Genomic DNA, 13,210 nt, shown 5'->3' with positions numbered 1-13,210 from the left:
TCGTGGCTCTCCTCGCCTACGGCTCGTCGGTAGCCCCTCGGCTCGAACTGCAACGGGGGAGGTTCGGAAGGGGCGGGTACCCGCGCCACACCCGCGCGCCAGCGCGGGGGGTCGGCGTGGGTGGCCCCCCTCCGAGCAAGCTCACGTCCGGCGCCGCGGGTCGACGAGGTCCCGGACACCGTCGCCGAGCAGGTTGCAGCAGAACACGGCGAGCATCAGCGCCAGGCCGGGGAAGAAGGAGACCCACCATTCCCCGGAGACCATGAACGCGGCGCCGTCCGCGACCATGATGCCCCACTCCGGCGTGGGCGGGCGCACGCCGAGGCCGATGAACGAGAGGCCGGCGGCGTTGAGGATCGCCCATCCCATGTTGAGCGACGCCTGGACCGTCATGGGCGGCAGGCAGTTCGGGAAGAGATGGACGGCGAGGATGCGGGCGGAGCCGTTCCCCGCGAGCCGGGCCGCTTCGACGAAGCCAGCCTCGCGCCGCACGTTGACCTCGGCGCGCGCCATGCGGGCGTAGAACGGGAAGTTGATAATCGCGGTCGCGTAGACGATGTTGGCGACCGTCGTCCCGACCGCCGCGATGATCCCCATGGCGAGGACGAAGAGCGGGAACGCCATGATCGTGTCCACCAGGCGCGACACGATGCGCTCCGTCCAGCCGCCGTAGAAGCCGGCGCACGCGCCCGCCACGCTCCCCAGGGCGAAGGAGAGCGCGACCGCCGACAGCGAGATGGCGAGGTCGAGCCGGGTCGCGACGATCACGCGGCTCAAGATGTCTCGGCCCACGTGGTCGGTTCCGAACCAGTGGGCGCGGGATGGGGACTCGAGCTTGTGGCCGGCATCGCTCGCCAGCGGGTCGTAGGGGGCGATCCAGGACCCCAACGCGGCGAGCACCGCGAACAGGAGGAGCAGCGCGAAGGCGCCCAGGGTCAAGGGGTTTTCGGTGAGGACGTAGCGCGCGTGGCGAAGGAAGGGCCTCATGTCTCGATCCGGACCCGCGGGTCGATGACCCCGTAGAGGACGTCGATCAGCAGGTTCAGAATGACGTAGAGCAGGGCCATCGCGAGCACGAACCCCTGGACGGGGGCGTAGTCCGATGCGATCACGGCTTCGAGGGCGTACGAGCCGATCCCCGGCCAGGCGAAGATCTTCTCGACGACGACGTTGACGCCGAGGAGGAAGGCGAAGACGCCGCCGAGGGTCGTGACGACCGGGAGGAGCGCGTTGCGCAGGGCGTAGGCGTACAGGATCGTCGCCGGCGCGAGCCCGTTCGCCCGCGCGGTCCGGACGAAATCGCTCGCGAGCACGCCGAGCATGGCCGCGCGCGTCATGCGCGCGATGGGCGCCATGGCGGCCAGGCCGAGGGTGAGGACGGGGAGTACCAGCTGCCGCGCGGATGCCCAGAAGAGGGCGGCATCCCCCATCAGCAGGCTGTCGAGGAGGAACGCGCCCGTGACCGTCTTCGGGGGCGCCGCGAACGGATCCAGGCGTCCGAGCGGTGCGGGAGCCAGCCCGAGGAGGTAGTAGAAGACGTAGACGAGCAGGAGGCCGGTGAAGAAGATCGGGAGCGAGTTTCCCGAGGTCGTGAGGACGCGGCCCAGGTGGTCGATCCAGGATCCGGGCCGCGTGGCAGCCAGGATGCCCATGGGGACCGCGACGGAGATCGCGAAGAGGAGCCCGCAGAGCGTGAGCTCGAGCGAGGCCGGGAGCCGGGAGAGCAGGTCGGAAAGGACGGGCTGCCCGGTCGTGAGGGAGGTGCCGAGATCGCCCCGGACCAGGTCCCGCACGTAGAGCAGGAACTGCTCGGGCAGGCTCCGGTCGAGCCCCAGCTTGACCCGGATCTCCTCGATCGCCTGGCGGGTCGCGGCCGGGCCCGCGAAGTAGGCGGCGGGATCGCCGGGCAGGGCGCGGTTGAGGAGGAACGTCACCACGACGACCCCGACGATGCCGGGGGCCGCGGTGAGCAGGCGGCGGCCGATCAGTCGGATCACAGGCTCGTCTCGCCCGTCGAGTTTCGCCTCGCGGGGCGGCGCCGCGCCGCCGTCGACACGGGACCGGCCGGGTGCGGTAGCGTCAGGTCAGTTCTTCGCGAGCGGGCGGAAATCGAGCTGGCGGTGGAACCAGTACTGGTAGCCGGTGACGTTTTTCTGCATCGCCACGTCCATGTTCGGCTGGAAGAGCGGCACCTTGGGGACGTCCGCCAGCGCGATCTTGGTGAACTCCCGGACCAGCTCGGCGTATTTCTTGGGATCGGATTCGAAGCGCGCGGCTTCGATGAGCCTGTCCATGTCCGGGTTCTGATAGGAGCTGGTGTTGAACAGGGAGTTCTGGCCGTGGTAGCCCCAGAGGAAGAAGTACTCCGGATAGTTCAGCCATCCGCCGAACTGGCTGATGAAGATCGGCAGGTCCTTCTTCAAGAGCGCCGCCCGCCAGTTGGCGCCGGGGATCTTGTTGATCGTCGCCTTGATCCCGATCTGCACCAGGGCCTCCTGGACGAGGACCGCGACGGGCTCGTTCACGGTCGCGAACCCGGCGTTGAACGCGAGCGTGGTCTCGAAGCCGTTGGGGTACCCCGCCTCGGTCAGCAGCGCCTTGGCCTTGGCGATGTCCGTCCTGTAGGGTGAGAGCGACGGGTCGTGGCCGAAGGTGTTGGTGGCGATCGGGACGGTGAGGAGGGCCCCCCGGCCGAAGGCGGCGGTCTCGAAGATCTTCTCGCGCGGGATGGCGTACGCGACGGCCTGGCGCACCTTGACGTTAGCGAAGGGCGGGTTCTTCGCGTTCATCCCGATGTAGTTCATCGCGTTCTCGACCGGCGTGCCGACGACCGTCAGCTTGCCGGCCCTGGCCATCTCGGCGAAGTCCTTCGGCGGGAGGTCGAGCGAGATGTCCGCGTCGCCGCGCTCGAGGAGCGCCCGGCGGCTCCCCGCCGAGGGGACCTCGCGGACGATCACGCGCCTGATCTTCGGGAGCGGCCCCGACCTCCACTCGTCGAAGCGCGCGTAGACGGTCTCCTGACCGGGCTTCCAGGAATCGAGCCGGTACGCGCCGCCGCCGGCCTCGTTGTTCTTCAGCCACTCCATCGCCCACGGGTCGCTCGCGGTGGCGTGCTTCCGCGCGAGGGTCGAGTTGATGATGACCGGCACGGGGACGGCCAGATCCGGCATCGTCCACTTGTCCCGCCGGAGGAAGTTGATGCGAAACGTGTGGTCGTCGACGACCACGAACTGCTCGGGCTTCTCGAGCGAGCCGGCCCGCATCTGGAACGTCGGGAACCCGCCGACGCTGACCGCGCGGTCGAAGGACCACTTGACGTCCCGCGCGGTCACCGGCGTGGCGTCATGGAACTTGGCGTCCCGCCGGAGCCTGAACGTCACCGACATGCCGTCGGGCACGACCTGCCAGCTCTCGGCCAGCTCGGGCTTGAGGACCGTGTAGTCGTAGGATCGGGTCCCGTCGGGGAGGGTCTTGCTCCCGTAGGTGATGAGCCGGTCGTAGAGGTTCCACGACGCGCCGTAGGTCTGGAAGTTGGCGCCGACGCCGTGGATGTCCATGCTGTTGGGGCCGCCCTCGGCCAGCACGAGGAGCGTGTCGGTCCGGCCCTGGCCGAGCGCCGGCAGCGTTGCGGCGAGGGTGACAACGGAGAGGAAAACGAATGCCAGCCCGAGTGGTCTCAGCGTGATCTTCATCTCGGCCCTCCTCCAGCGGTAGCGACGACCGCTGGGTCCGTCGGCTGCCGTTGACCCGCGGCTACAATAGCACGGGGCGGCGGGAGTTGCCAGGGCTCGCCGCTCGCGCTCGGCCCGGCCAGGGCCTTGACAGTCCCCCCATCCCCGGCTAGACTCCAGCCCTCAACGCGGTGATGTACACCTCCGTCGTTCGCGAGCGACTCCGACTCCGGGCCCTGCGGGTCAGCCGCTGCGTGTACGAGCGGCTCCCCGAGCGGGGTGCGCTCGCCGCCATCGTCCACAGCGCCTTCCGCCGCGTGGCGAATCTCCGCCTGGACTCGGGCGACCTGCTCAGCCTCTCGGCGCCCGAGGTCGCGCTCGCGCCGAACGCGATCGCGCTCGATCTCGAGCCCGGTCTGACGCTGGAGGCCCTCGCGGTCGAGCGCGGCCGGCCGGCGACGCTCTCCTCCGGGGCGCTCCGGATCCCCGGGATCGGCCTCGAGGTGACCCTTGCCGGCGCGGTCGGGTGGGAGCCGCGGCCGCGCATGGCGCGCGTGTCCCGGGGCGAGCTCGCCGTTCGCCAGCGCGAGGCGCGCGGGGTCGCGATCGCCGATGGCGTGGCGGAGTCGCTCCTGCCCCTGCTGTGGCTGCGCGACGCCCGCGGGAGTGCCGAGCCGGGCCGTCCCGCGGTTGCCGCTGGGGTCGCCGCGGCGCGCCTCGGCGACGGCGCCGCTCGGAGCGATGCGGATGCCGTCAGCGACGGTGCCGCCGGCCTCGCCGGGCTCGGGCCCGGCCTGACGCCCTCGGGTGACGACCTTCTCGCGGGGTTCGCTGCGGCGTGGAGGCTCGCGGGGGAGGCGACCCAGCTTCCGGATCGGAAGATCGCTCGGACGGCGACCGCGATCCTGAGCGGCGCGTCGGGCCGCACCTCCGAGCTGGGCGGCGCCTGGCTCGCTCACGCCGTCGAGGGTGAGGTTGCCGAGCCCATGGGCGAATTCTTCACGGCGCTCGCTGCGGCGGGCGCCGACGGGCTGGCACCCGCCGTGCGCCGCGTCCTGGCCCTCGGCGCCACGTCCGGAACGGACTGGCTCGTGGGCGCGCTGCTCGGGATCGAGGCGGTGCTCTCGGATCACGCCCGGGAACGGCCGTGAGGGGCCGCGCCCGCTGGCCTCGGGGAGCCGGGCGGTGACCGGCGCCAACCGGAAGGCCCTCGAACGGCTCCTCTCCACGCACCCGGAGCTAGTCGACGTCCGCCCGGCCGTCGAGGTGATTCCGGGAATGACCCGGGACACGCTGCTCCACGCGGGCCCGCCGATCGCCTGGGAGCGCATGAGCGGCCCGCTCCGGGGCGCCGTCATCGGGGCGCTCCTCTACGAGGGCTTCGCCGGGACTCCCGAGGAAGCCGATCGGCTGGCCGCGTCGGGCGCGGTGCAGTTCGACCCGTGCCACCACCGCAGCGCCGTCGGCCCGATGGCCGGCGTGGTCAGCGCGTCCATGCCCGTGTTCGTCGTCGAGAATGTCACCCACGGCAACCGCGCCTACGCCACGCTGAACGAGGGGCTCGGGAAGGTCCTCCGGTTCGGCGCCTACGCCACGGAGGTGATCGAGCGGCTGCGCTGGATCGAGCGCGCCCTCGGTCCGGCGCTGAGCGAGGCGATCCGGCGCGGCGGGAGCGTGGACATCCAGTCGCTGATCGGCCAGGCGCTGCAGATGGGCGACGAGTGCCACAACCGCAACCGCGCAGCCTCGGCGCTCCTCGTCAAGACCCTGGCGCCCCAGCTCGCCGCCCTTGACCTGCCGGCGGTCGAGCGCGCGCGGATCCTCGCGTTCCTCGGCGGCAACGAGCACTTCTTTCTCAACCTCGGGATGGCAGCCTGCAAGGCTGCGCTGGACGCCGCCCACGGGATCCCGGGGAGCACCATGGTGACGGCCATGGCGCGCAACGGCACCGACTTCGGAATCCGGGTCAGCGGGCTCGGCGATCGCTGGTTCACGGCTCCCGCTGAGACGCCGGTCGGCCTCTATTTTCCCGGCTTCGGCCCCGATGACGCCAACCCGGACCTGGGCGACAGCGCGATCACTGAGACCGCGGGGCTCGGCGCCTTTGCGATGGCTGGCGCCCCGGCTATCGTTCAGTTCGTCGGCGGCACGGTCGCGGACGCGCTCCGCTCTACCCAGCTCATGTACGAGATCACGCTCGGCGAGAGCGAGACGTACCGTCTGCCGGTCCTCGATTTCCGCGGCACCCCGACGGGCATCGACGCGCGTCTCGTGATGCAGACGGGCATCCTCCCGCAGATCAACACGGGCATCGCCCATCGCCGGCCGGGCGTCGGCCAGATCGGGGCGGGGTTGGTGCGGCCGCCGCTCGCGTGCTTCGAGCAGGCCTTGCGCGAGGCCGCGACGGCCGCGGCACGGGGGACCGGGTGAGCGCGGCGGGAGCGCGGATCGTCGTGGCGCTGGGCGGGAACGCGATCCTGCGCTCGAAGGAGCTCCACAGCTACGCCGATCAGTTCGAGAACGTGCGGCGCACCTGCCACCAGGTGGTGCAGCTCATCGCGGAAGGCGACCAGCTCGTCCTGACCCACGGGAACGGGCCGCAGGTGGGCAACCTGCTGATCCAGAACGAAGCGGCCGCCCACCTCGTTCCCGCGGTCCCCCTGGACGTGTGCGGCGCCGAGACCCAGGGCCAGATCGGCTACATGATCCAGCAGGCGCTCCGAAACGAGCTGGCCGCCCGCGGCCTGGCCCGCCCGGTGGTCAGCCTGGTCACTCAGGTGCTGGTGGACGCCGACGACCCCGCGTTCGCGATGCCGACGAAGCCGATCGGCCCGTTTCTCCCGCGCGAGGTCGCGGAGGAGCGGACGCGCGAGAAGGGAGAGACCTGGGCGGAGATCGATGCCCGGGGCTGGCGAAAGCTCGTTCCGTCGCCGCACCCCATCGGGATCGTCGAGGCGGACGCGATCCATACCCTGCTCGACGCCGGGGCGGTCGTCGTGGCCTGCGGGGGCGGCGGGGTGCCGGTGCTGCGCCGCCCGGACGACCGCCTCGCGGGCGTCGAGGCGGTGGTGGACAAGGACCTGGCGGCGGCTCGCCTCGCGCTCGAGATCCGTGCCCGGGCTCTCTTGATCCTGACCGACGTGCCCGGCGTGGCGCTCGACTTCGGCAAGCCGAGCCAGCGCTTCCTGGGCCGCGTGAGCCTCGCCGACCTGGAGAAGCACCTCGTGCACGAGCCGTTCTCGGCCGGGAGCATGGGGCCGAAGGTGCGCGCGGCCTACCGCTTCGTCCACGACGGCGGCGGCCAGGCGACCATCTGCGCGCTCGAGGACGCGCTGGCGGGACTCCGCGGGGACGCCGGGACAGTGATCGTGCGCGGCGAGCGCGCGTGAGCGGGAGGAGGCGGCAATGCCCAGCGTGAGCGTGGAGGCGGAACCGTACGAGTTCGTGTTCGAGCCCTCCCAGACCGCGCTGCTCGTGATCGACATGCAGCGCGACTTCGTCGAGCCCGGGGGCTTCGGCGAGATGCTCGGGAACGACGTCGCGCCGCTCCGCCGGGCCGTGGCGCCGGCGCGCCGGGTGCTGGAGGCGTTCCGCCGGGCGCACCTGAAAGTCGTCCACACCCGGGAGGGCCACCGGCCCGACCTGTCGGACTGCCCGCCGTCGAAGCGGGCGCGCGGGCGGCTCAAGGTCGGGATCGGGGACCCGGGTCCGATGGGCCGGATCCTCGTGCGGGGCGAGTACGGCCACGACATCGTCGACGACCTCAAGCCGCTCCCCACCGAGCCCGTGATCGACAAGCCGGGCAAGGGCGCGTTCTATGCGACCGATCTGGAGCTGGTGCTCCGCGACCAGGGGATCCGGAGCCTCGTCGTGACGGGCGTCACGACGGAGGTCTGCGTCCAGACCACCGTCCGCGAGGCCAACGACCGCGGGTACGAATGTCTCGTGCTCGAGGACTGTGTCGCCTCCTACTTCCCCGAGTTCCAGGCGGCGGCCCTCAAGATGATCAAGGCGCAGGGCGGCATCTTCGGGTGGGTGTCCACGTCGGCCAGGCTCTTGCGGGCCCTCGAAGGGCTCGGGTAGAGGCGAAGGGGGGATCATGGAACAGGCGCGGGTCCGGTGGTGGGTGGCGGGGGACTGGGACGCGTTCTTCGGCCTCGCACGAACAGCGTCCTCAACATCCTGGTCCTCTCGGGGCTCATGCTCTTCCTCATCGAGCTGCCGAGGGAGATCGTCTTCGGGCGCATCATCCCCGCGGTCGGCCTGTCGCTGATCGTCGGGAAGCTCACGCGGCAGGAGCCGGCGAGCTGAGCGAGGGCGATGCTGAACACCCGCGAGAGCTTCCGCTCGGCGCTGGAGCGCCTGCACCGGTACGCGGCTGACTCGCCGGAGCGGCGGCCCGCCTTCGGGCTGCGCCTGCCGGAGATTCACCGTGGGGAGCTCGAGGCGGTTCGGGAGGCGCCGCCGCTCGGTCGGGGGACCGCCGGCCCCGGGCTCACGATCGCGGGCGCGGCGGCGCGCATCCGGGAAGGGCGCCTCACGGCCAGGGAGCTCGTCGAGCAGTGCATCGAGAGGATCCACCGGTTGAACGGCTCGCTCCGGGCGTTCACGTGCGTGCTGGAGGAAGAGGCGCGGCGTCAGGCGGCGGCCCTGGACGCGGAGGCCCGCGCCGGCAGCGTGCGCGGGCCGCTCCACGGCGTCCCGGTGGCGGTCAAGGACGTCATCCACGTCGCAGGCGTTCCGACCACCGCCAGCTCGCGCGCGATGACGGACGTCCTGCCCGAGCACGATGCCGCCGCGGTCGCGCGCCTCCGCGCGGCGGGCGCCGTCATCGTCGGCAAGACCGAGACCCACGAGTTCGCCCTGGGCGTCACGACGCCCCAGAGCCGCAACCCGTGGGACCCGAGCCGGCTCCCCGGCGGCTCGAGCGGCGGCTCCGCGATCGCCCTGGCCACGGGCATGAGCCTGGGCGCGCTCGGGACAGACACGCGCGCGTCGATCCGGATGCCGGCGGCCCTCAGCGGGGTGGTGGGGTTCAAGCCGACCTTCGGCCTGGTCTCGACCTGGGGCGTCGTGACCCTCTCGTGGAGCATGGACCACGTGGGGCCGATGGCGACGACGGTGGAGGATGCGGCGCTCCTGCTCAACGCGCTGGTCGGCCACGATCCCCGGGATCCGGCGTCGGTGGACCGCCCGCGCGAGGACTTCACCCGCTACCTCGGCCGGAGGGTCGAGGGGCTCACCGTCGGGGTCCCGGCCGCGTGCCTGGCCGACTGCGACGGGGAGGTGAAGGAGGCGTTCGCGCGGGCGGAGGCGACGCTGGCCGAGCTGGGCGTGCGCGTCGTGTCGACGGCGGAGCCCCGCCACGAGGAGCTGGAGGCGGCGAACGCCGCGGGGCTGATCGTGAGCCGCTGCGAGGCCGCCTCCTTCCATCGCGAGCGCTTCGCCGCCCGCAGTGCGCTCTACACGCGCGATGTCTTCGAGCAGCTCGACGAGGCCCACGGGGTGCCGGCGGTCGACTACCTGCAGGCCCAGCGGCTCCGCCGCGAGTTCGCGGAGCGGATGCTCCGCGGCTTCGAGGGCATCGAAGCGCTGGCGATGCCGACAGCGCCGGTCCCGGCGCCGAAGGCCGACGAGGCCGAGCGCTACCTGACGATCCTCTCCCGGAACTGCGTGCCGTGGAGCTTCGTCGGCTTTCCGGCGATCTCGCTGCCCTGTGGCAGGACCGCGGAGGGGCTTCCCATCGGCCTCCAGCTCGTGGGCGCGCCGTTCGCGGACGGCCTGGTGCTCGCGCTGGCGTCGGCGTTCGAGGCGATGCGCGGTCCCGCGGCGGGCTGAGCCGGGTGACCGCGGCCTCGGAGGACGGAATGGCGCTGAGCATCGAAGCGGCGAATCGCGAGGCGCTCGAGCGCCTGTGCCGCGCCCGGCCCATGTGGACCGCGGTCCGGCTGGCGCGTGACGCGATGGGGCTCGGCGGACAGGCGCTGCTCCACGCCGGGCCGCCGATTGAGTGGGAGCGCATGTGCGGGCCCATGCGGGGCGCCGTGATCGGGGCGGTGCTCTACGAAGGGTGGGCGGCCACCCCGGCCGATGCCGAACGGCTGGCCGCCTCCGGGGAGATCCGGTTCGACCCGTGCCACTCGCGCGGTGCGGTCGGCCCCATGGCGGGGGTCATCTCCCCGAGTACTCCGGTCATCGTCGTCGAGGACCCGGTGAACGGGACGGCGGCGTACACCTTCATCGCCGACGGCCCGTGGGGGCATCAGCTCAGGTTCGGGGCCCACGGGCGAGAGACGCTGGCCGGCCTCGCGTGGATCCGCGACATCGTGGCGCCCGCCTTCGAGGCTGTGCTGGAACGCGAAGGCCCCGTGGACCTGGCGAGCCTCATGGCCCAGGCGCTCAGCATGGGCGACGAGATGCACATGCGCAACGCCGCCGCCACGGGCCTCCTGGCCCGCGCCCTGGCCGCGCCCCTGGTGGCCGCGGTCCCGGACGCGGCGCGCCTCGAGGCGATCATGCGCTTCCTGACGCGCGACAATGACCAGTTCTTCCTCGGCTGGGCGATGTGCGCCGCCAAGGCCGCGGCGCTCTCCATCGAGGGGATCGCCGGCTCCACGGTGGTCTCGACGATGGCGCGGAACGGCGTGGAGTTCGGGATCCGGGTCGCGGGGCTCGGGGACGAGTGGTTCACGGGTCCCGCGAGCGTGGTGGCCGGCCTCTACTTTCCCGGGTTCGCGGCCGGGGACGCCAACCGCGACATCGGCGACTCGGCGATCATGGAGACGTGCGGCCTGGGCGGCATGGCGATGGCCGCCTCGCCGGCGGTCCAGCGGATCGTCGGGGCCAAGTCGTTCGCGGAGGCCGTCAGCACGACGCGGAGCATGGCCGAGATCTGCGTCGGGTCCAACCCGCGCTTCGCCCTGGCGCCGCTGAATGGCCAGGGGACGCCGACCGGCATCGACATCCGAAAGGTGGTCCAGGCCGGCATCGTTCCCCCCATCAATACCGCCATCGCACACCGGGAGGCGGGGCGGATGATCGGCGCGGGGATCTCGACCCCGCCGCTGGAACCGTTTGTCAACGCGCTGGTCGCCTTCGGGAAGCGCTATGCCGCCTGAGCCATTGACGGCCTCGGTCGACGGAGGGGAGTAGCGGTGGCGGTCAGGGCGGTCGTCTGGCGTTCCTACTACCAGGACTCGATGATCCTGATGCGCATCGCGGAGTCGCTCCGCGCGTTGCCCGGCGTCCGCGAGGCCGCGGTCCTCATGGGGACGCCGGCGAACCATGAGCTGCTGGCCGCGGCGGGCCTCGCGACACCCGAGACCAAGGCCGCGACCCCCGGCGACCTGGTCCTCGCGGTCGCCGCGAGCACCGACGCCGAGGCTCAAGCCGCGCTCGACGCGGCGAAGGGGCTCTTCGACGCGCGCCGGCGGGAGCGCGAGGCGACGGGGCGGATCCTGCCCCGGACACTCGAGTCGGCCCTCCGCCAGCTTCCCGACGCCAACCTCGTGAGCATCTCGGTCCCCGGCGCCTACGCCAAGTTCGAGGCGATGCGTGGCCTCCGGCGCGGCCTCCACGTCTTCCTCTTCAGCGACAACGTCTCGCTGGCAGACGAGGTCGAGCTCAAGCAGGTGGCGGTGCGCCGCCGGCTCCTGTGCATGGGCCCGGACTGCGGCACGGCGTACCTGAACGGGGTGGGCCTCGGCTTCGCCAACGTGGTGGCGCGCGGCCGCGTCGGGTGCGTGGCGGCCTCGGGCACAGGACTTCAGGCCGTGGCCTCGCGCCTCGCGGCGCTCGGCGAAGGGGTGTCGCACGGGATCGGGGTCGGCGGCCGGGACCTCTCGGCCGAGGTGGACGGCGCGATGACGAAGCTCGCGCTGGAGGCGCTGGCCGCGGACCCGACGACCGAGGCGGTCATCCTGATCTCGAAGCCGCCGGCCGCCAGCGTGCTGCCGGGACTCGAGGCGACGATCCGGAAGGTCGGCAAGCCCATCGTCGTCTCCTGTCTCGGCGCCGCCGCCCGCGGCGACGGCTCGGCCCGGTGGGTGACGACGCTCGAGGACGCGGCGGACGCCGCCGTTGCACTCCTCGACGGACGGTCCTGGGCCCCGCGGGCCTTCAGCGATCCGGTCGCCGTCCGCACGCGGCTGGCGCGGCTCCGCGCCGACACGACCCGGCGGGGCGCCGGCCTCCTCGGCCTCTATACGGGCGGGACGCTGGCCCACGAGGCCAGGCTCCTTCTGGAGCCCCTGCTCGGCCCGATCGCCTCCAATGTCGGCGCCGGGGGCGAGGCCGGACCGCATCGGATCCTGGATCTCGGCGCCGACGAGTTCACCGTGGGCCGCCTCCACCCGATGCTCGATCCCGAGGGGCGCGCGGCGAGAGTGCGGGAGGCCGGGCGGTCAGCCGGCGTCGGTGTCGTGCTCGTGGACCTGGTCCTCGGGCGCGGCGTTCACGCTGATCCGGCGCGCCCGCTCGCCGCCGCGATCGAGGACGCCCGGCGGGCGGCCGCGGCCGACGGCCGCTCGCTGCTGGTGGTCGCGTCCGTCGTGGGCACGGAGCGCGACCCCCAGGGGTTGGGCGCTCAGGTTGGGGCCCTGGAAGCGGCCGGTGCGGAGATGGTCCCGTCGAACGCCCAGGCGGCCCGCTTTGCCGCGCTGGCGCTGAACCCGAGCCTCGAAGCCGAGCTTCTCGGAGACGCGCGATGAGTGTCGAACAGTTGCTGGGTCAGCCGCTCCGCGTGATCAACCTGGGACTCGAGCTGTTCGCGCGCGAGCTGGAAACCGACGGGGTGCCGGTGGTCCACGTGGACTGGCGGCCGCCCGCCGGGGACCCGAGCGTGGCTGCGCTGCTGGCCCGGCTCGAGGACGACGCGGAGGAGTCGGCGGGATAGCCGGCGCGCGCCGGGTTCAGGCGCAACCGGACCGCGGCGTCCCGGGCTCCTGGCGCAGGATGAGGCTACAGCCGAAGGTGGCGGGCTGCTTCCGGTACTCCTCGAGGGTGGCGCGGAGGCGGGCGAGGGTTCGGTCCCGCCTGGCGAGGCCGATCCCGTAGATCGCGAGGTCGTTGACGAGCCGCACGTAGAACAGGTGCGGATGGTCCTTGCTGTCGCGCATGCAGGCTGACGGCTTGTGGGCCATGCGCAGGAGGGGACCGAGGGCCGTCACGTATTCGGTGAGAACCGGCTCGTCACGGAGTTCCCGCGGCACCTCCGGGAAGCGCGCGAGGAGTTCGTCCACGGTCATCGGGGCGGGCGGGCCCGCCGAGGCGTCCCGGGGGCTCGGCGAAAACCGGATCTGGATCGGCACGACAGTACTATAACCTCTGCGGTCCGCCCGGACAAGCCTTCGGCTGCGGCGCCAGCCGTTTCGGATCTTCGCCCAGGATGATGTGGCCGCACGACCGAAATAGCACGGGAAAGCCGCGATCCGGGGCTCGTGAGCCAGCGGGCCCGATCTTCCGAGGGCTGAGTGGGGCCGCCGGCGCGGCCGAGGGAAACACGGGGCTGATCCCCGCCAGTCGCTCCGGGGGGCGGAGGC

At 72.3% G+C, this 13,210-nt stretch carries 13 protein-coding genes; 9 read left to right on the top strand and 4 right to left on the bottom strand.

Annotated elements, in window-relative coordinates; genetic code table 11:
* Window positions 1–141: 141 nt before the first annotated feature.
* The 3 genes from HY726_14240 to HY726_14230 all read right to left on the bottom strand — a co-directional run bounded on the left by HY726_14240 (window position 142) and on the right by HY726_14230 (window position 3,692).
* A complete protein-coding gene (locus HY726_14240) occupies window positions 142–987 on the bottom strand; it encodes an ABC transporter permease (protein MBI4610156.1) in 846 nt (281 codons plus the stop codon).
* Window positions 984–1,997, bottom strand: coding sequence for an ABC transporter permease (locus tag HY726_14235; protein MBI4610155.1), 1,014 nt, complete (start codon window positions 1,995–1,997; stop codon window positions 984–986). The genes HY726_14240 and HY726_14235 overlap by 4 nt, the downstream gene beginning before the upstream one ends.
* An 87-nt stretch (window positions 1,998–2,084) precedes the next feature.
* A complete protein-coding gene (locus HY726_14230) occupies window positions 2,085–3,692 on the bottom strand; it encodes an ABC transporter substrate-binding protein (GenBank protein ID MBI4610154.1) in 1,608 nt (535 codons plus the stop codon).
* Between the two features lie 173 nt (window positions 3,693–3,865).
* Here HY726_14230 and HY726_14225 point away from each other — a divergent pair, with 173 nt between their 5' ends.
* The 9 genes from HY726_14225 (at window position 3,866) to HY726_14185 (ending at window position 12,564) form a co-directional block, all read left to right on the top strand.
* A complete protein-coding gene (locus tag HY726_14225) occupies window positions 3,866–4,822 on the top strand; it encodes a DUF2877 domain-containing protein (GenBank protein MBI4610153.1) in 957 nt (318 codons plus the stop codon).
* A 127-nt stretch (window positions 4,823–4,949) separates the two neighbouring features.
* Window positions 4,950–6,101 (top strand): DUF1116 domain-containing protein, encoded by a 1,152-nt coding sequence (locus HY726_14220; GenBank protein MBI4610152.1) that lies wholly within the window; start codon window positions 4,950–4,952, stop codon window positions 6,099–6,101.
* Window positions 6,098–7,060, top strand: a complete 963-nt coding sequence (arcC, locus tag HY726_14215) for a carbamate kinase (GenBank protein MBI4610151.1) — start codon at window positions 6,098–6,100, stop codon at window positions 7,058–7,060. Before HY726_14220 ends, arcC begins: the two co-directional genes overlap by 4 nt.
* Before the next feature lie 16 nt (window positions 7,061–7,076).
* On the top strand, window positions 7,077–7,754 hold the full coding sequence (locus tag HY726_14210; protein ID MBI4610150.1) for a cysteine hydrolase: 678 nt from the start codon (window positions 7,077–7,079) through the stop codon (window positions 7,752–7,754).
* Window positions 7,755–7,790: 36 nt separating this feature from the next.
* Window positions 7,791–7,982: a hypothetical protein gene (locus tag HY726_14205; protein ID MBI4610149.1), complete on the top strand. Its 192-nt coding sequence runs from the start codon at window positions 7,791–7,793 to the stop codon at window positions 7,980–7,982.
* A gap of 9 nt (window positions 7,983–7,991) precedes the next feature.
* Window positions 7,992–9,509 carry an amidase gene (locus HY726_14200; GenBank protein MBI4610148.1) on the top strand — a complete coding sequence of 506 codons (1,518 nt, stop codon included), beginning with the start codon at window positions 7,992–7,994 and terminating at the stop codon, window positions 9,507–9,509.
* 29 nt (window positions 9,510–9,538) lie between these two features.
* Entirely contained in the window at window positions 9,539–10,789 is a 1,251-nt protein-coding gene (locus HY726_14195; GenBank protein ID MBI4610147.1) for a DUF1116 domain-containing protein, read from the top strand.
* Window positions 10,790–10,825: 36 nt separating this feature from the next.
* Window positions 10,826–12,379 carry an acyl-CoA synthetase FdrA gene (gene fdrA / locus HY726_14190; protein ID MBI4610146.1) on the top strand — a complete coding sequence of 518 codons (1,554 nt, stop codon included), beginning with the start codon at window positions 10,826–10,828 and terminating at the stop codon, window positions 12,377–12,379.
* Complete coding sequence (locus HY726_14185; GenBank protein ID MBI4610145.1) at window positions 12,376–12,564, top strand: fdrA domain protein; 189 nt, start codon at window positions 12,376–12,378, stop codon at window positions 12,562–12,564. Before fdrA ends, HY726_14185 begins: the two co-directional genes overlap by 4 nt.
* 16 nt (window positions 12,565–12,580) lie before the next feature.
* Here HY726_14185 and HY726_14180 read toward each other — a convergent pair whose 3' ends face one another.
* Window positions 12,581–12,979 (bottom strand): hypothetical protein, encoded by a 399-nt coding sequence (locus tag HY726_14180; protein ID MBI4610144.1) that lies wholly within the window; start codon window positions 12,977–12,979, stop codon window positions 12,581–12,583.
* Window positions 12,980–13,210: the final 231 nt, after the last annotated feature.

The organism is Candidatus Rokuibacteriota bacterium, assembly GCA_016209385.1.
GTDB lineage: Bacteria > Methylomirabilota > Methylomirabilia > Rokubacteriales > CSP1-6 > JACQWB01.
The sequence above is the reverse complement of the archived record's forward strand: the minus strand, read 5'-3'. Positions and strand labels throughout refer to the sequence as shown.